The sequence below is a fragment of the Methylomagnum ishizawai genome (assembly GCF_019670005.1).
Classification (GTDB): Bacteria; Pseudomonadota; Gammaproteobacteria; order Methylococcales; family Methylococcaceae; genus Methylomagnum; species Methylomagnum ishizawai.
In genome coordinates, this window is the sequence record NZ_AP019783.1 from 219,920 (window position 1) to 236,832 (window position 16,913).

Annotated in this window: 13 protein-coding genes and 1 pseudogene; 6 read left to right on the forward strand and 8 right to left on the reverse strand. The window is 65.0% G+C overall.

The genetic code is table 11. The features are described 5' to 3' along the window. The first annotated feature begins 59 nt into the window (after positions 1 to 59). From pbpC to K5658_RS00925, 3 genes and pseudogenes are all read left to right on the forward strand, one after another. Positions 60 to 2,204, forward strand: coding sequence for a penicillin-binding protein 1C (gene pbpC, locus K5658_RS00915; RefSeq protein WP_221065125.1), 2,145 nt, complete (start codon positions 60 to 62; stop codon positions 2,202 to 2,204). A 198-nt stretch (positions 2,205 to 2,402) separates the two neighbouring features. Then, positions 2,403 to 4,075, forward strand: a pseudogene (locus tag K5658_RS00920) (SulP family inorganic anion transporter). Between the two features lie 218 nt (positions 4,076 to 4,293). Then, a complete protein-coding gene (locus tag K5658_RS00925) occupies positions 4,294 to 5,736 on the forward strand; it encodes a sensor histidine kinase (protein ID WP_246628536.1) in 1,443 nt (480 codons plus the stop codon). On the opposite strand, the gene K5658_RS00930 is transcribed toward K5658_RS00925, so the two are convergent. Then, positions 5,705 to 6,958 (reverse strand): multifunctional CCA addition/repair protein, encoded by a 1,254-nt coding sequence (locus K5658_RS00930; RefSeq protein WP_221065126.1) that lies wholly within the window; start codon positions 6,956 to 6,958, stop codon positions 5,705 to 5,707. The genes K5658_RS00925 and K5658_RS00930 overlap by 32 nt on opposite strands. A 67-nt stretch (positions 6,959 to 7,025) precedes the next feature. Between K5658_RS00930 and K5658_RS00935 the strand changes: the two genes are divergently transcribed. Then, a complete protein-coding gene (locus K5658_RS00935; protein ID WP_221065127.1) occupies positions 7,026 to 7,304 on the forward strand; it encodes an Rdx family protein in 279 nt (92 codons plus the stop codon). Here the strand turns inward: K5658_RS00935 and K5658_RS00940 are convergent. The 6 genes from K5658_RS00940 to K5658_RS00965 are packed head-to-tail and all read right to left on the reverse strand — an operon-like array spanning position 7,301 to position 14,537. After that, a complete protein-coding gene (locus K5658_RS00940) occupies positions 7,301 to 7,741 on the reverse strand; it encodes a type IV pilin protein (protein ID WP_221065128.1) in 441 nt (146 codons plus the stop codon). The two genes, K5658_RS00935 and K5658_RS00940, sit on opposite strands and share 4 nt — an antisense overlap. Before the next feature lie 22 nt (positions 7,742 to 7,763). After that, positions 7,764 to 11,864, reverse strand: a complete 4,101-nt coding sequence (locus K5658_RS00945; RefSeq protein ID WP_221065129.1) for a pilus assembly protein — start codon at positions 11,862 to 11,864, stop codon at positions 7,764 to 7,766. Positions 11,865 to 11,874: 10 nt separating this feature from the next. Then, a complete protein-coding gene (locus K5658_RS00950) occupies positions 11,875 to 12,435 on the reverse strand; it encodes a pilus assembly PilX family protein (RefSeq protein ID WP_221065130.1) in 561 nt (186 codons plus the stop codon). 19 nt (positions 12,436 to 12,454) lie between these two features. Next, complete coding sequence (locus tag K5658_RS00955) at positions 12,455 to 13,576, reverse strand: PilW family protein (protein ID WP_221065131.1); 1,122 nt, start codon at positions 13,574 to 13,576, stop codon at positions 12,455 to 12,457. Further along, a complete protein-coding gene (gene pilV / locus K5658_RS00960) occupies positions 13,573 to 14,073 on the reverse strand; it encodes a type IV pilus modification protein PilV (RefSeq protein WP_221065132.1) in 501 nt (166 codons plus the stop codon). Before pilV ends, K5658_RS00955 begins: the two co-directional genes overlap by 4 nt. Further along, positions 14,064 to 14,537 carry a GspH/FimT family protein gene (locus tag K5658_RS00965; RefSeq protein WP_221065133.1) on the reverse strand — a complete coding sequence of 158 codons (474 nt, stop codon included), beginning with the start codon at positions 14,535 to 14,537 and terminating at the stop codon, positions 14,064 to 14,066. The genes pilV and K5658_RS00965 overlap by 10 nt, the downstream gene beginning before the upstream one ends. 338 nt (positions 14,538 to 14,875) lie before the next feature. On the opposite strand from K5658_RS00965, the gene K5658_RS00970 reads away from it, so the two are divergent. Continuing rightward, a complete protein-coding gene (locus K5658_RS00970) occupies positions 14,876 to 15,061 on the forward strand; it encodes a hypothetical protein (RefSeq protein WP_246628537.1) in 186 nt (61 codons plus the stop codon). A gap of 41 nt (positions 15,062 to 15,102) precedes the next feature. On the opposite strand, the gene K5658_RS00975 is transcribed toward K5658_RS00970, so the two are convergent. Beyond that, a complete protein-coding gene (locus K5658_RS00975) occupies positions 15,103 to 15,996 on the reverse strand; it encodes a phosphoribosylaminoimidazolesuccinocarboxamide synthase (protein ID WP_221065135.1) in 894 nt (297 codons plus the stop codon). 78 nt (positions 15,997 to 16,074) lie between these two features. Here K5658_RS00975 and djlA point away from each other — a divergent pair, with 78 nt between their 5' ends. Continuing rightward, entirely contained in the window at positions 16,075 to 16,902 is an 828-nt protein-coding gene (djlA, locus tag K5658_RS00980; protein WP_221065136.1) for a co-chaperone DjlA, read from the forward strand. Positions 16,903 to 16,913: the final 11 nt, after the last annotated feature.

Sequence of the window (16,913 nt, forward strand, 5' to 3'; positions counted from 1 at the left end):
TCCTTTCGATCCAGCGCGGAGGGCGGTTGGCAGCGCCCTCCCCCGCTCGCTCCCGACCTATGAACATCATCCGCAAACCGTTGGTTTTTTTCCTTGGTTCGATCTTGCTGATCGCGGGGCTCCCCGTCGGCGTATGGCTGGCAAGCTGGACGATCCAAGCGCCCGGCTTCGATGAGGTCCGGGCGCTTTGGGTGCCTTCCGAAGCCTATCTGCTGGACCGCCATGGCGAGGTGATCCACAGCCTGCGGCTCGATCCTTCGGCGCGGCGCTTGGATTGGACGCCCTTAGCCGATATCTCCCCTGCCCTGCCCAAGGCCGTCGTGGCCGCCGAGGACCGGCGGTTCTACCGGCACCCGGGCGTGGATGTTGTGGCGGTCGCGGGGGCCGTGGCGGACCGGGTGTTCCACGGGCGCAAGCGCGGGGCCAGCACGCTGACCATGCAGGTCGCGGCTTTCCTGGATGCCGGTTTGAACCGGCGCGACGGACGCGGCATCGGCCAGAAGCTCCGGCAGATGGCCCTGGCCCTGGCCTTGGAGCGGCGCTGGAGCAAGGCGCAAATCCTGGAAGCCTATTTCAATCGGGTTGGATTCCGGGGCGAGTTGCAAGGTATCGCCGCCACCGCCCAGGGACTGTTCGGCAAACGGCCTTCGGGGTTGGGCGAAGCCGAATCGGTGTTGCTGGCCGCGTTCCTGCCCGCGCCCCAAGCCGATCCGGCCCGGCTCCAAGCCCGTGCCCGCGCTATCGCCCAGGCCGGAATGTTCCACGTGGAACATTCCGAACTGGAGACCCTGGTGGATGGCCTGCTCAAGCATAAGCCCGGCATCCTGCCCGAGCCGAACCTGGCACCCCATTTGGCGCGGCGCTTCCTGAAAAAACCCGGGGAACGGTTGCGGACTACCTTGGAGGCCCGCTGGCAACGGTGGGTTTTGGAGGCGCTCAGGCAACAATTGGCGGGCCTGGACGGCCAGAATGTCCGCGACGCCGCCGCCGTGGTGGCCGATAACGCCAGCGGTGAAATCCTGGCCTATGTAGGTTCGGCGGGGGGCGATTCGCGCTCGCCCGGTGTGGATGGTGCCGCCGCCCGCCGCCAAGCCGGTTCCACGCTCAAGCCTTTCCTGTACGGGTTGGCCGTGGCACAAGGCTACCTCACGGCGGCTTCGGTGCTGGAGGATTCGCCGGTCAACCTGGAAACCACCACCGGACTCTATATCCCGCAAGATTACGACCGCGATTTCAAAGGCCCGGTCAGCGTGCGTACCGCCTTGGCGTCTTCCCTGAATGTGCCGGCGGTGCGCGCCCTGGGCCTGGTCGGGGTGGAGCGCTTCCGCGATCTCCTGTGGGATTTGGGTTATGCCGGCTTGACCGAGGACGGCGAGTATTATGGATTTTCCTTGGCCCTGGGCTCGGCGGAGGTGAATTTGCCGGAACAGGTCAATGCCTACCGCAGCCTCGCCAACGGAGGATTGTGGCGTCCGTTGCGGTTATTGCCCGAGGCTTCGGGGCCGGAGCCGCGCCGGGTGTTGGACGCGGGGGCCGCTTTCATCGTCGCCGACATATTGAGCGACAGCGCGGGCCGGTCCTTGACCTTCGGCCTGGATAGCCCTCTTTCCACCCGTTACTGGACCGCCGTGAAAACCGGCACCAGCAAGAACATGCGGGACAATTGGTGCATCGGCTTCAGCCGCCGCTATACGGTGGGCGTGTGGGTGGGGAATTTCGAGGGCGACCCCATGCGCGGGGTCTCGGGCGTGACCGGGGCGGCCCCGGCTTGGTTGGCGATCATGAACGGTCTGCACGCGGCGGAGCCTAGCCCGCCCCCGGCAGCGCCCGCCGGGCTGGCCGCGCGGGATATCCGCTATGAACCCGCTATCGAGCCGCCGCGCCGGGAATGGTTCCTGGCGGGCACCGAGGCGGAGACGCTGCGCCTCGTGGTGGCCGGCACCCATGCGCCGCGCATCGAGTCGCCGCCCCGTGGCGTCGTCATCGCCCTCGATCCCGATATTCCGCCGCGCCATCAGCGGGTTTGGTTCAAGGCGAAAGGAGGCGCGGCGGCCCGCTTCGTGCTGGATGGGGCCGATCTCGGCCCGGCCCGCTCGCCCTGGGCGTGGTCGCCCGTGCCGGGCAACCACGGCTTGGAACTCAAGCGCGGGGATGGCGCGGTGTTGGATACGGTCAGGTTCCAGGTGCGGGGGCCGCGTCCTTGATGGGTGTGGGCTTGGGTAGGCCCAAGGTTGATAAGCCCCGAGTCTTGGGTTGATTTGAACCATCGGTGCATCCCGCCGGACCCCTGGGTGATTTGGCCCGGAAATTACCTTCGTAATATCAAGCGGCTGGGTGGCCGTATGGGACTGGCATGGTCGTCGCATCCTGGCTTCGACTTCATCCAACCTCATCGCTTCGTCATGAACGCTCCATCCCGCTCCCTGCCCAAAACCGGCTTTCCCGGCCTGGTCGAAAACTGGCGCTCCGATATGGTGTCCGGTTTCCTGGTCTTCCTCATCGCCCTGCCCTTGTGCCTGGGCATCGCCATGGCCTCGGGGTTCCCGCCGATGGCCGGCATCATCACCGCCGTGATCGGCGGCGTGGTGGTTTCCCGCCTCAGCGGCTCCTATGTCACCATCAACGGTCCCGCCGCCGGCTTGATCGTGGTCATCCTCTCGGCGGTGCAATCGCTGGGCCAAGGCGATGCCATGGCGGGTTATCGCTATACCCTGGCCGCCATCGTGGTCGCCAGCGTGTTTCAAATCCTGATGGGTTTGCTGAAGGCCGGCAAGCTCAATGCCTATTTCCCGGCCTCGGTGGTACATGGCATGTTGGCCGCCATCGGCATCATCATCATGGCCAAGCAAATCCACACCATGCTGGGCGTCAAGCCCGAGGCCAAGGAAATCCTGGAAACCATCGCCGAGGTGCCGCACAGCTTCGTGGAGATGAACCCGGAAATCGCCTGCATCGGCTTCACCGGGCTGGCCATCCTCATCGCGTGGTCCTTGGTGAAGAACCGTTATCTCAAGATGATTCCGGCCCCGCTGGTCGTGGTGGCGGTGGGCATGGCCTTGGAGCGCTATTTCGACCTGGACCACGAGCATGTCTATGGCTTCCTGACCGACGCCCAATTCCTTCCGCACCATGAATACACCATCGGTCCCAAATTCCTGGTGACGATCCCGGAAAATGTCGCCGAGGGTTTTTATTTCCCCGACTTCGGCAAGATCGCGACCCCGGAATTCTGGGCCGCGGTGTTGTCGATCTGCTTGGTCGGGAGTCTCGAATCCCTGTTGAGCGCCACCGCTGTCGATAAACTCGACCCCTACAAGCGCTATTCCAATTTGAACCGCGACCTGACCGCGGCGGCGTGGGTAATCTGCTGGCGAGCGCCATCGGGGGTTTGCCGATGATCGCCGAGATCGTCCGTTCTTCGGCCAATGTCAACAACGGGGCCAAAACCGGCTGGGCCAATTTCTTCCATGGCCTGTTCCTGGCTTCGTTCGTGGTGTTCTTTCCCCGGCTGATCCATGAGATTCCCCTGGCCTCGCTGGCCTCGCTCCTGGTCTATACCGGCTTCCGCCTGGCTTCCCCCAAGGAATTCGCCAAGACCCTGGACCTTGGCAAGGAGCAATTGGCGATCTTCTGCGCCACCATCCTCGGCGTGCTGGCGACCGATCTTTTGGTCGGCGTGTTCATCGGCATCTTCGCCAAGCTGCTCATCCATATTTTGCGCGGCGTCGATATCCGCCAATTGTTGAAGATATCCTATGCGGTGGAGCAAACCCATCCCGGTATCTACCATGTCCGGGTCGAAGGTTCGGCGATCTTTTCCAACTTCATCGGACTCAAGAGCGAAGTCGCCGAGTTGCCCGAAGGGCGGACGGTGGTTTTCGACCTGTCCGAGGCTTATCTGGTCGATCATACGGTGATGGAATTCATCGACCACTACCGTCACGACTATATCGGTCGGGGCGGGCGTTGCGAAATCCATGGCCTGGAAAACCACGAGCCTTATTCCGACCATCCGCTCGCGGCCCGCAAGCGCAAGACCGACGACCGCGAAGGCGAACTCAGCACGCCCCGGTAACGGTCCTGGGCGTCGTCCAGGCTTGGGGCTTGGCGATGCGCGGTTTTGGCTTTCCTCCCCATGGGGTGCGGGCGGCGCTACGTCCAAGCCCGATTCCGAACGGGTCCGTTTCCGCAAGGGGCGGACCCCGTCCGCCCCGCCCCGCCGAACCCGTGGTCCGGCATCCGCCCGCCACGGCTTATAATCGAGGGGGTCGATTCCACACCCGGACCCCGCTCGTGAGATCTTTTTCCTATAAATACGCCCAATGGCGCGGCTGGGCCGTGCTGCTCCTGGTCCTCTTGGTGTTCGCCCTGCTCGGGGGGATGATCTGGCGCAACCTCGAACGCTTCGAGACCATGCGGGCCTATGTCAGCTATGCCCATCGCATCCAGCAGGTCACGTCCGACTTGCAGGCCGCGCTCACCGATTATTTCATCCACCACACCAAGCGCCTGGACGCCGCGCAATTGTCCCGCCTGTCCGCCGAGATCGGGGATTTGGCGCGGGAGGATTATCACGTCGCCCCCGCCACGCCGACCCAATTGGCCGAACTGAGCGCGATGGTGTCCGACTTGGCGAACGAGGGCGCGACCACGGAGCAGCAGGAAGCCCGGCTGTTGCAGGCGCTGAATATCACCGGCGCGATGATGGACGCGGAGACCTTGGAGCGCGAGCGCTTGTTGGAGGATATCGGCAAGGAAACCCGCACCGAGGTCGAGTTGGCCTTCGCCGTGGTGGCGGCTTTGTTGTTGTTCGTGGGCTTGTTCATCAGCCACCGCATCCTGGCCCCGTTGCACGACCTCAAGGAATTGTTGCTGCGCTTGGCCCGCGAGGATTTCACGCCGATAGGCACCCAGGCCATCGATCCCTTGTTGCTGCCGGTGTTCCAAAGCTACAACGAGATGGTGCGCCATCTGGCCGAGTTGGAGGAGGCCAAGCGCCATTACGCCGAGTCGTTGGAGGCCGAGGTGCGTTCCGCCACCCGCGCCCTGTTGGAGCAACAGGCGAGTTTGGCGCGGACCGAGCGCCTGGCGGCGGTGGGCGAATTGGCGGCGGGGATCGCCCACGAACTCCGCAATCCCCTGGCCGGTATCCAGATGAGCATCGCCAACCTCCGCAACGAACTGGCCGATCCCGAACAGACCGAGCGGGCTTCCCTGGTCATGGAGGAATTGAAGCGGATGGGCCGTTTGCTCAATGAATTGCTGGACCAGAGCAAGCACACCCCGGCCCCGGTCTGCGAATTCAATCTATCGACGATGGTGGGCGAACTGGTGTCGCTGGTGCGTTATCAGGTGCCGCCGGGGGTAAGGCTGGATTTCGAGGGGCCGGAGCGGCTGATCTGCCGTCTACCCGAATGCCGTTTGCGGCAGAGCCTGTTGAACTTGGTGCTGAATTCGGCGGAGGTGTTGCGGAACGGCGAGGGCCGTATCCTGATCGAGGTCCAGGCCGAGGAGGAACGGGTGGTGTTGAGCGTCACCGACGACGGGCCGGGCTTCGGCCGGGAAATGCTGGAAAGCGGCATCCGGCCCTTCGCCACCGGCAGGCCGGGCGGGACCGGGCTGGGTTTGGCCATGGTGCAGCGCTTCGCCCGCGACCTCGGGGGCCAGCTCAGCCTCGCCAACATCCGGCCCCATGGTGCCCGCGTCAAGTTGCTGCTGCCGTATCGCTGTGGTTGAAGGCTTCGCGGCGCGCTTGGGCCACCGCCCGGATGCGCTCCCGCCTGAGTTGCTCGCCCAGTGCCACGCCCTGATAGCCTTTGTCCAGCAACGGGGCCACCGGCACCGCCGCCGCCGCGTTCCGCGCCGCCCTCAACCAAGCGGCCTGCGGATAGGGCCGTTGCTCGAAGCCGGTACGGCCCTTGGCGTCGGCTTCGCAGGCCAGCAGGAAAGCTTCCAGGGCGTCGCCGCGATGGAAGGCTTCCAGCCGCTGCAATAGATCGACCACCGTGCCGGGGCGCAATTCCAAGGCCCGGTGGCAATGGCCGTGGTAGCGCATGGTTTTTTCCGCCAGCTTGCGGAAGGCGTTGGGCACCTTGAGCCGGTGGCACAGGCCGTCCAGCGCGGGCAGTCCGGCTTGCTCGTGGCCCCGGTGCCGGGGCCAGTGTTCCGGTGGGGTCAAACCCTTGCCGAGATCGTGGGTCAGGGCCGCGAACCGCACCACCGGATCGGGCGAGAGTTCCGCCGCCGCCGCCAGCACCAGGAGGGTGTGGATGCCGGTGTCGATTTCCGGGTGGTGCTGTGGCGGTTGCGGCACGCCGAACAAGCGGTCGATTTCCGGGAACAGCCGCGCCAACGCCCCGCACGCCCGCAACACCTCGAAGAACCCGCCCGGCCTGGGTTCGTTCAGCGCCTTGAGCCATTCCGCCCACACCCGCTCCGGGACCAGGGCGTCCACCTCCCCCGCTTCGACCATGCGCCGCATCAAGTCCAGGGTCTCGTCCGCCACCCGGAATCCCAGCGGCGCGAAACGGGCGGCGAAACGCGCCGCCCGGAGGATGCGCACCGGGTCTTCGCCGAAGGCGGGCGAGACATGGCGCAATAAGCGGGCTTCCAAATCCCGCGTCCCGCCATAGGGGTCGATCACGCGGCCCTCGGTGTCCATGGCGATGGCGTTGATGGTGAGGTCGCGCCGCAACAGGTCTTGTTCCAGCGTGACCCCAGGCGCGGCGTGGACCGCGAAGCCGTGGTAGCCGGGGGCGGTTTTGCGCTCGGTGCGGGCCAGGGCGTATTCCTCGCGGGTTTCCGGGTGCAGGAATACCGGGAAATCCTTGCCCACCGGACGGAAACCCTGGGCCACCAGGCTGTCCGGGGTCTCGCCCACCACCACCCAATCGCGTTCCTTGACCTCAAGGCCGAGCAATATGTCCCGCACCGCGCCGCCGACCAGATAGGTTCGCATGGTTTTTCCCCCTGGGGTTCCTGTTAGCATGGGGGCTTATTGTAAACAGCAACGGGAGGAGCGAAGCATGTCCGGGAAACCGCGGGTCGAGATCGAATATTGCACCCAGTGCCGCTGGTTGTTGCGGGCGGCGTGGCTGGCGCAGGAGTTATTGACCACCTTCGAGGAGGAATTGGGCGGCGTGGCCTTGATCCCCGGCACGGGCGGGGTGTTCGAGGTGCGCTGCGGGGAAAGGACGCTGTGGTCGCGCAAGCAGGAGGGACGCTTCCCCGAGGCCAAGGAGTTGAAGCAGCGGGTCCGCGACGAGATCGCCCCCGACCGTTCGTTGGGCCATTCCGACCGCTAATTGCGCCAGCAGTCGGCGACGGCCAGCCCCGGCAGCGCGTTGGCGATGCCCCGCACATTGGCCGAGCTGAGCGTCAGGGTGCCGCAACGGTCGTGGGCCTGGACGCCCACGGGCACGGCCTTCAAGGTGTAGCCGGTGGCGGTGAGGTCGGCGATCTGTAGTTGATAGTTCGGCGGGCCGTCCGCCGGGACTTGGTCGGAAAAGATCGAGCCGGGAGCCAAACCCAGCGCGGCGGTGGCGTAGCTGCTGTGGGTGGTGAACAGCCGCTCCAGGGCTTGTTGCAGGCCATATAAGGCACCTTCCGCGTCGGCCCGCCGTCCGCTCCGCACCTGCTCCGTGTAGCTCGGATAGGCGATGGCGGCCAGGATGCCGACGATGGCGAGGACGACGATGGCCTCGACCAGGGTGAAGCCGGAAGGATGTGGAGGTTGGTTCATGGCGGGGTGTCCTGTGGGGGGTTCAGCGGATTTGCCGCCAGGATTGGCGGCCTGGGTTGTCGGCGCTATTGCCCTTTTGGACTTCCGCGCTGGCCCGGCCTTCGTCGTCGACGCCCGCCGAGGTGTTGGTGATGCGGTGGATATGGCCGCCATCGCGGACGATGCGGGTGGAACTGGGGAGGGCGTCGAAGGCCAGTCCCGTGGGTGCCCCGCCGTTCCCGATATCCTTGCCGTCGATGTGGCCGTCCTTGTTCACGTCGAACAGCGGCGCATCGACGGCGGGCGCGCCCCCGGTGAAGGCGTCCAGTTCCATGATCCAACCGCTGCCGCCGGCGGCGCAGTGCTGTTGGGTCGGCGCGAGGGTGGTGTAGGTGATCTTGCCGTCGTGCAGCACCGGGTCGCTCACGGAGCGCTCGCCCCGGACCTCGCCGCCGGGGCCGATCAGGTCCAGATACCAGCCTTGCTGGGTGGCGTAATCGACCGGGTTGGACGAGGTGAAACGCGCCTTGTATAGCCCCAGGCGGGCTTCGCCGAGGATGGTTTGCCGGGCCAGCTTGGCCTTCGCCACCGGCGGGACCGTGCCGGTGCTTGAATTGCCGTCCCAGACGCCATAGAGCGTTTGCGGCTGCTGGCCGATGGGGGCGGTGGGGTCATTGTCGCCCTGGAGGAAATAGCGTCCCGTGCCGAAGTACACCATGAAGCCGGGCAATTGGCCCTGGGCCAGCCCGACCTGGGGCTTGCCGGTGATGGGTTGCCGGTCGGCGTCGGCGCAGGGCGTGCCGTTATTGACGCAGGCGACGAACAAGGGCGCGGGCCTGCCGCCCGCATGATGGGCGAAATCCCAGTTCTCGAGCTTGGGATCGGTGAAATCGAGCTTCCAGAGGTTGCCGGTCAAATCCCCGGCGTAGACATAATCCGCCTTGCGGTCCTGGTTCATGTCGATGGCGATGGGCGAGGACAGGCCGTTTTTGTCGATCCAGGCGTTGCCGCCCGCCAGGGTATCGAAGCGCTTGAGGAGACTGCCGCTGGCCAGGTCGAGGACGAACAGCACCGCGTGGCCGTTCTGGCTGTAATAGCCGTTCGCCACCAGGGCCACCCAGGGATGTTCCTCGTCGTTGGTGCGGAGCAGGACGGCCTGGGGCAGGCTATAGCCCAGGTCGGGCAGACGGGTGTTGTCGGTGGTGGCGAATTCCCACAGCACGTCGGCGGTGCCGAACCCACCCGGATGGCCGATATCCAACGCGAAGACGCCGCGCCCGCCCGCGCCGGTCGTGCCCAGCAGGAGGGTTTTCCAGCGCCCGCCCAAATAGGCGTCGCCCACCCAGGGCGAGCCGTCCACGAAGAATTTGTGGTGGCTGGAATCCTGGATATAGGCCGGGGAACTCAGCCGGTTCAGGTTGGCATAGGCGGTGCTGGGCACATAGCCGAACACCTCCTCGCCGCCCGCCGCGCCGCCGGTGGCGTTGAAGGCGTGGAGCATCCCGTCGTTGCCGCCGATATAGAGCATGGGCGGGCGGCTGGCCTTGTCGTTGGCGAGATAATCGGCGTAGGCGGTGCCTTCGGTGCCGGGCAGCAGGTCGTAGCCGAAATCCTGGCCACCGGCGAAGGCCGGGTTGGAATTCACGAAGTCGCCGAGCAGGCGCTCCGTGCTGCCCTTGGCGTCGGTGCGGTCGCGAAAGGGGCCGCCGTGGCGCATTTCCTTGGAGGTATCGCCCTTGAGGTATTCCACCCGCGCCGGGCCGAGCTTGTCCGGGGGGAGGGTCTGGTCGGGATCGTACCCGCTGTCGAGCTGGGCCTGTTGGTCGCAATTCAAGAATTCCCAGTCGAAGGGGATGGCCTTGCCGACCGCCCCGCCACCGCAGGCGGTGCCCTGGGGATTGTAGGAGAAGATGTGTTGCTGGCGGTAGGGATAGGAGGCGCTGGTCAGCTTCGCGGAGGCTTGCCAAACCGGCGGGTCCGAGAGCCGCCCGTCGGCGAATTTGAAGGCGTAGACCTCCCCGCTCCAATCGCCGCTGTCGAAACCGGCCATGAACACCAGGGTATCGGCGCTCAGATAGACCGAGGTGGTGGCGACCGAGGAGGCGGAGCCCGAGTTTTGCGCGATGGTGTTGATGATCTCGCCCAGTTTGTCGCGGAGGTCCACGGGGTTTTTGGCGCTGAACAACCGGCCCCGGCCATTGAGGGTGGCGTGCCAGAAGTCGTCCTCCTTGTCGGCGATGGTGAACGCGCTGGTGGTCGATGGCCAGTCCGCAGCGGTGAGGGCGTAGGGGTCGAGCTTGGGATTGTCCGGCTTGAACAGCTTGCCCGGAACGCCCAGGCTGACCCCGTAGAAATTCATGTGGGGGTTGTTGTTGCAATCCAGGCCGGGATCGTGCCCCGGCTTGGCGCAGGCGCTGGGGATGGGCACCTGGCCTGGGGAGAGGCCTGGAGTGGCGGAATCAAGTCCGACATAATATTTCATGGCGATATCGGCGAGGGTATCCGACGCCCCATCCTTATAGGGGTCTATCCCCGAGAATATATTTTTCCCGTCGCCGCTTTTGAAGAGGCTGTTATCGACATTGCCGACGCCTATCGTGACATTGGCTTTATAGTCGTAGGCACCGTCCGTGAACAGGATACCCGAGTTTTTTTGGCAGGAGTATTGGATGGTGTCCGCCTGCTCGAACTGCATCCCCATGTATTTCACCGCCTGCCGGTTGGGCGTGGCCCCCGTGAAATTATAATAGTAAACCCCGTTGTCATTATTGGTCAGCAAGGCATTGCGGTCGCCGACATTGCTCAGATTCTTCAGCGCCAGGCTGGGTAGCGGGGTTTTTATATTGCTCACACCGGGAGGGGCTTCGATCACGGCGTTGATCCTGAAGATACCCAGGTTCATGCCCTTGATATGTTCCAGGGCGAAGCCGATGGCCCCCCGGGTCGCCAATTGCCGGCTCCGGTAATAGGTGAACCAATTGGCGAAATTCCGCAAGGCTGACGCGCATTGGTTCAGGTCGGAGAAATGGGCGCTATCGCAGCGGATTTCATAGCGCTTCAGCCGGGTCCGGCTTTGCCCGCCGAGGTTCCAGGTATCCTTGTCCAGATAATCGATGCCGCCGCCATTGTCCAAATCCCAATATAACGCCTGCAAGGCCGGGGGGCTGGCGGAATCCAGCCCTTTGACGATGGCGTCGTGTTCGAGGTCGTGGACGTATGAGCTGAAATACTTGGGATAGGCGGCACGGATATCGAGGGTATCCGGCAGGTAGAAGGTCGCCGGATAATATTGCACCCCGAGTTTGTTCAGCGGCGGGAGCGAGTTGGAGGGATCGTTTAGCTTAAAGGGGTTTCTGAGCGAATCCGGGTTGGTCACCCAGGTGCCGCTGTTGACCGAACCATTCGGGGTGCTCCATTTGAAATAAGGGGTATCCGCGGGCAGGGTCGGGGCATCCCAGGTTTTCGCGCCGTTTACAAGGTAATAGCCCTTGCCGCGGAAGGGGGTGCTGCCCGTGCCGGCATAGAAGGTATAACCCCAGCCGGCGCATTTTATGGGGCTGTCGAGCGGGAAGGTATTGGGGAAATCAGGCGTCGGGGGCGGACAGGCGGCGTTATTGTTATAGTTGGGTACGATATTTTCGGTCGGCCTGTTCGATTTGACCGGGTCCCAACGCGCCGCGGCGGGATCGGAGGGGTTGAAAACCAGATCGTAATCGGCCCAGGGCTGGTAATCGGTGCCGGGGTCGAAATACTGGCTATTGAACGCCGGGGAGCGGGCGTCGGCATATTCGGGAAGCGGCGGCACGACGCCCGTGGTATATAGGTTGGAACCGCCCCCCTGCGTGGCCAAGCCGAAGGGGTTGTTATAGGCATCGGGAAACAGCGAAGCCTGCACATAGGTGTTGGTGGCGAAATAATAGGAGTCGTTCACGCCATAGGGCATCACCACTTCGGCGGTCATGCTGGACGAATCGTCCACTCCCATGATGACGTTGGGCATTTCGGCATTGCCGAGGAACAGCGGCACGTCGGCAATCGAACCCTCCCCCCGCGCCGTCGGCATGCCGCAGGACAACGCCAATACCGCCGCCCCGAGCGCACCGCGCCGGAATGGGATGGGTGGGCCGTCGAATCCGCTGTGCATGGCGATACCCCTAGTGGCTGGTTTTATAGGTGGATTGCACGATGGCGACGGCGTCCGGGGTGCCGCCACCGCCATGCGCGGTGATGCGGTAATAATGGTTCTGTACCGGCGGACTCCCGGCGGTGAGTCCGGCGTTGCCGGGGTCGTCCACGAATTGCAGTTTTTCCACGATGTAGCTGGGCGGCTGGGCGATTTGGGCCAGGGAACCCATGTAGGGCGTCGTCCGGGCCGGGTCGTTCCAGGCGTCGGCGTTGTCGATCAGCTTCCAGACCGGGATCGCTTGGATATCGCTGGCATAGCAGCCCGAACCATCCAAGCCGTCGGCGGGGGTGCCGGTGCAGGGCACTTCGCCGCCGGGATACGCCAGGGCTTGGTTCCGCAACCATCGCTCGCCCTGCCGTAGCGCGGACTCGGCGGCCTGGAAGGCCAAATCCCGGCTGCGGGCGTTGCCGGCCATTTTTTCCTCCAGCGCCGTGGTTTGCACCGCCGCCGCGCCGATCACGGTCATGACCAGCAGCGTCACCAATCCCACGATGAGGGCTCCGCCGGCCTGGGAGGCGATCCGGCGCATGCTGTGGATTCCGGGGGGCTTATTGGACGCGGATGCCATTGCGCAGGGCGATGGTCGCGGTGAAGACCTGCCGCAGCCGGCGGTCGTCGGCGGGGTCGATCCAGGTGCCGTTGAGGTCGTAGAGTTCGGCGTCCGGGTCTTTGCGGACGTTGTCCTCCACGCTCCGCAGCAGCAGGGCGATCCGCACGCTGACGACCCGGTTCCAATCGGCGATGCTGGAGGCGGGGGAATATTGGAGCGTGCCATTGCCATTTTGTACGCCGTAGACCAGTTGCATGTTTTCCACGCCCTCGACCACGGCTTCGCCGGGGGTGTTGGTGCCGCTGTTCCTGGGCTTGCGGTAGAGCGAGGTGCCGGGGTCGTTGTCGGCCCGCGACAGGTAATACAGCGTCGAGGCCACCCGGTAGACCTCGGCGGGCAGCGAGCCGTGGGGGTTCTGGAGCGAGGCGAGGTTCGCCGTTTTGATGGCGCTCCAGGTGGTGGTGGCATTGCCGGGATTGCCACCCGCCGCGTGGCCGAGGAGATTGCCGGCCCCGGTGTTCTGGAACACATAGGCGGAAGAGCAATCGGCCACCATCACGAAATCGTCGGGCTGGAGGCCGGGTTGGCCGGGATCGCCCGAGGGCGCGACCGTCACCGTATCCGGGGTCGCGCTTTGCAACGCATCGGGAACCCCGCTATCGGCCCGCCCGCGCACCAGCAGGATATCGTTGCCGAGGACCATGCTGGTGGGGAGCGCGGCGGGCAGCCTCGGGTTCCATTGGGCGGTCGCCCCCGAAGTCTGGGGGTTGCCCGGGATGGCCAGGCGTTCCCCCGGAAAGGAACCCTTGGCCTCGTAGCCGGCGAGCCGGGTGCCGAAGTCGTAGAAAGGGTTGCCGTTGGCGTTGAGGGTATTGGTCACGGTGGCCGGGGATTGGGAGGTGCAGCCCAGGGAGCCGGCCATGCGGATATCCCGCCCCATCCGGTCCAGGGCGTAGCGGGCGTTTTCCTGGAGCCGGGAGAGTTGTTCCTGGACGGTGTAGGTTTGTTTGGTCGCGAGATAGACCTGGCCGATGCCCGCCATCAGCAGCAGCCCCGTCGCCAGGGCCACCATGATCTCGACCAGGGAGAAGCCCGCGCCGGGCCGGGGCGGGTCGCTCATGGCGAGAAGCTGGTCGAGAAGCGTTGGTATTGTTCCGCGTCCCCGGTGCGGTCGTCGTCCCACCAGATTTTCACGGTGTAGGTGCCCCCGCCGCCGCAGCCCGTCGATACCGGCGTGCCGTCGTCGGGGCTGCCGTCGGTGCAGACCACGCCGCTGCCATCGGGCAGGCGCTTTTTCACCTCGGCGGCCCATTGGCTCAGGTCGTAATCCGCGGTTTGCGCGTCCGAGCAGGCGTTCCAAAGGCAGTCGATGGCGTTGGTGCCGGCCTGGTTGTCGTAGTTGCCATTGCCGAGGGCGCCGGGGTTGGCGCGGATGCGGTCGATGATTTCGGCGGCGAGTTGGGTGGCGACGGAGCGCTGGACCGCGCTGAGGCTGCCGCGCAGTCCCAGGGTTTGCAGCCCGGCCAGTCCCAGCAGGCCGACGCCCAGGACCAGGGCGGCGATCAGGACTTCGAGCAGGGTGAAGCCTTGGCAGGCGCGGGCGGCGTTCAAGGACATGCCGTGGCTCCCGTCCGCACCCTGGCGCGGCCCAGGCTGTTGAGGACGATGGCCCGGCCTTGCGCCGCGTTGTCGCCTTGGCAGAGGTTGAAGGTGTCGTCCACCTGCCCGCCCGCGCCGCTGCCCTTGCCCGTCCCGACGGAATTGAACGCGACCCAATCCGCGTCGTGGGAGCCCACCCGCAAGGTCAGCGTCTTCGGCAGGGGCTCGAATACCCGGATCAGGGTGTCCGCGTCGTCGGGCAGGTTGTTCGGCGGGACGTTGGCGTCGGCCAGGACGAGCCAGCCTTTTTCCCAGCAGCCGCCGCCGGAGCAAGGAGCGGAATCGCAGGCGGGTTGTGCCGCCTCCGTGTCCGCCTTGCATAGGAACACCATCTGGCCGCGCTTGATCGCCTCGCTACGCGCCAGGTTCAACGCGCCCAGGAAACGGTTGGAATGGGCGGCCATACGGTTGGCGCGGATCATGTCTTGGAAACTCGGAAGGCCCAAGATCAACACGAGAGCCGCTATCGAGACAGTCGCCACAAGTTCGATCAGGGTAAAGCCCGCTATCTTTGCTTTTAACATATTGGCCTCGTCACTTTGACTAAGGACGAGGCCGGAATATATCAGTTTTGGCTATCAAGTTTAGCGCAAACCGACAATCGGCTTATCCATATGGATGAAAGGCGTTGCGGTGCCTGCTGCCTAGGTTGGGCGGTCCAAGGGCGATGGCGGTGTGGATCGGGATTGGCTAGGGCGGGGCTGGATCGTCCATAATCCGGGGTCTTCCCACGAATAGGCTGGATATGGATACGAGCGAGATGGTTAAGCGGCTGCGGATCGGTTCCGCGCTGGGGGTCGGCTTTTTACTGGGGCGGTTCCTCGCCACCGAGATGGGACACCACGCCTCCGAGTTTTTCATCGGCGGTTTCGGTTTGGGCGTGGTCTTGACCCAGGGGTTTTATTGGGCGCTGGACCGGCTCGCGGGCAGGGACGGCCCCGGATAAGCGCCGCCGTCCGCGGGGCGCGGACGGCTTGCGGGGGTGGCTTAGGGTTGGGTCAGCCGCGCCTGGGCTTCGCGGTATTTCTCGGCGGTCTTGGCGATGATCTCGGGCGGCAGGTGGGGGGCGGGCGGATTCTTGTCCCAAACCAGGCTTTCCAGGTAGTCGCGCACGAATTGCTTGTCGAAGCTGGGCGGGCTGATGCCGACCTGATATTGATCGACCGGCCAGAACCTGGAGGAATCCGGGGTCAGCGCCTCGTCGATCAGGTAGAGTTTGCCCGCCGCGTCCAGCCCGAACTCGAACTTGGTGTCGGCGATGATGATGCCGCGCTCCAGGGCGTAGGCGGCGGCTTCGGTGTACAGCTTGAGGCTGGTGTCGCGTACCCGGGCCGCGAGCTCGGGGCCGAGCAGGGCTTCGGTTTGGGCGAAGTCGATGTTCTGGTCGTGCTGGCCGAATTCGGCCTTGGTCGAGGGCGTGAAGATGGGGTTCGGCAGCCGCTCGGCTTGGCGCAGTCCTTCGGGCAGGGCGATCCCGCACACCGCGCCGGTGGCTTGGTAGTCCTTCCAGCCGGAGCCGATGAGGTAGCCGCGCACCACCGCCTCCACCGGCAGGGGCCGCAGTTTCTTCACCACCACCGAGCGGCCTTCCAAGGGGGCGCGCACCGCCGGGTCGGGCAGGATATCGGCCAGCGCCAGCCCGGACAGATGGTTCGGCACGATATGCCCCAGCTTCCCGAACCAGAAATTGGAAACCGCCGTCAGCACCCGGCCCTTGCCGGGGATGGGATCGGGCAGGATGCAATCGAAGGCCGAGATGCGGTCGGTGGTGACGATCAGCATATGGTCGGCGTCGATATCGAAAATATCGCGGACCTTGCCGCGGCCGCGCAGGGCGAGCCCGGTGGCCTCGCTGTGGTAAAGGGTGTCGGTGGCGTTCATCGGGTTGGGCTTTATGAAAAACGGCCAATCATGTAAGTTTCACGGCATTTCCGCAAGCACACCCAATAATCCGCGAATATGACATGGTTTGGCAAAGTCGTCGGCGGAACCTTCGGCTTGTTCATGGGGGGGCCTCTGGGCGCGATCTTCGGTGCGGCGCTCGGGCATCAACTCGACCGCAAGACGGCGGAAGCCATCTTGTTGGAGTCCGACGCCAAACCGGGCGAGCGCCAACGCTTGCAGGTGGCGTTCCTCACCGCGACCTTCTCGGTCATGGGGCATATCGCCAAGGCCGACGGACGGGTGAACGAGGCCGAGATCGACTTCGCCCGCGCCATGATGAACCGTCTGGAACTGCCGGAGGAGACCCGCCGCGCCGCCATCCGCCTGTATGGCGAGGGCAAGCGGCCCGAGTTCGCGCTCGACGGCGTGCTGGACCAATTCCAGGCCGAATGCCAACAGCGCCACGCCTTGCTGCGCATGTTCGTCGAGATCCAACTGGAATCCGCCCTGGCCGACGGCGTCCTCAACGGCCCGGAGGAACGCCTGTTGCTGCGCCTGTGCGACCGGCTGCGGTTTTCCCGCTTCGAGTTCCATACGATGCGGGCGCGGATGGAAGCGGAGCGGCGTTTCGCCCGCCCCGGTGGCCGGGGCTACCAATGGGGGCGGCGCGAGGTGGCAGGAGGCCACGAGTTTTCCCTGGCCCAGGCCTACACGGCCTTGGGCGTCTCCCCCGCCGACAACGAGGACGCCATCAAACGCGCCTACCGGCGGCTGATGAGCCGCCACCATCCCGACAAGCGGGTGGCGCAGGGCGAGTCCGAATCCCAGGTGGCCCGCGCCAACGAAAAAACCCAGCAAATCCGCAAGGCCTACGAAACCATCGCCAAGGCCCGCAAGTTCTGAGAGAGGAGAAT

What these genes read in the sequence shown, in the direction of transcription:
- pbpC (WP_221065125.1), top strand. Translation starts at nt 60, where the DNA reads ATGAACATCATCCGCAAACCGTTGGTTTTTTTCCTTGGTTCGATCTTG.
- K5658_RS00930 (WP_221065126.1), bottom strand. Translation starts at nt 6,958, where the DNA reads ATGCGAACCTATCTGGTCGGCGGCGCGGTGCGGGACATATTGCTCGGC.
- K5658_RS00935 (WP_221065127.1), top strand. Translation starts at nt 7,026, where the DNA reads ATGTCCGGGAAACCGCGGGTCGAGATCGAATATTGCACCCAGTGCCGC.
- K5658_RS00940 (WP_221065128.1), bottom strand. Translation starts at nt 7,741, where the DNA reads ATGAACCAACCTCCACATCCTTCCGGCTTCACCCTGGTCGAGGCCATC.
- K5658_RS00945 (WP_221065129.1), bottom strand. Translation starts at nt 11,864, where the DNA reads ATGCACAGCGGATTCGACGGCCCACCCATCCCATTCCGGCGCGGTGCG.
- K5658_RS00950 (WP_221065130.1), bottom strand. Translation starts at nt 12,435, where the DNA reads ATGCGCCGGATCGCCTCCCAGGCCGGCGGAGCCCTCATCGTGGGATTG.
- K5658_RS00955 (WP_221065131.1), bottom strand. Translation starts at nt 13,576, where the DNA reads ATGAGCGACCCGCCCCGGCCCGGCGCGGGCTTCTCCCTGGTCGAGATC.
- pilV (WP_221065132.1), bottom strand. Translation starts at nt 14,073, where the DNA reads ATGTCCTTGAACGCCGCCCGCGCCTGCCAAGGCTTCACCCTGCTCGAA.
- K5658_RS00965 (WP_221065133.1), bottom strand. Translation starts at nt 14,537, where the DNA reads ATGATCCGCGCCAACCGTATGGCCGCCCATTCCAACCGTTTCCTGGGC.
- K5658_RS00970 (WP_246628537.1), top strand. Translation starts at nt 14,876, where the DNA reads ATGGTTAAGCGGCTGCGGATCGGTTCCGCGCTGGGGGTCGGCTTTTTA.
- K5658_RS00975 (WP_221065135.1), bottom strand. Translation starts at nt 15,996, where the DNA reads ATGAACGCCACCGACACCCTTTACCACAGCGAGGCCACCGGGCTCGCC.
- djlA (WP_221065136.1), top strand. Translation starts at nt 16,075, where the DNA reads ATGACATGGTTTGGCAAAGTCGTCGGCGGAACCTTCGGCTTGTTCATG.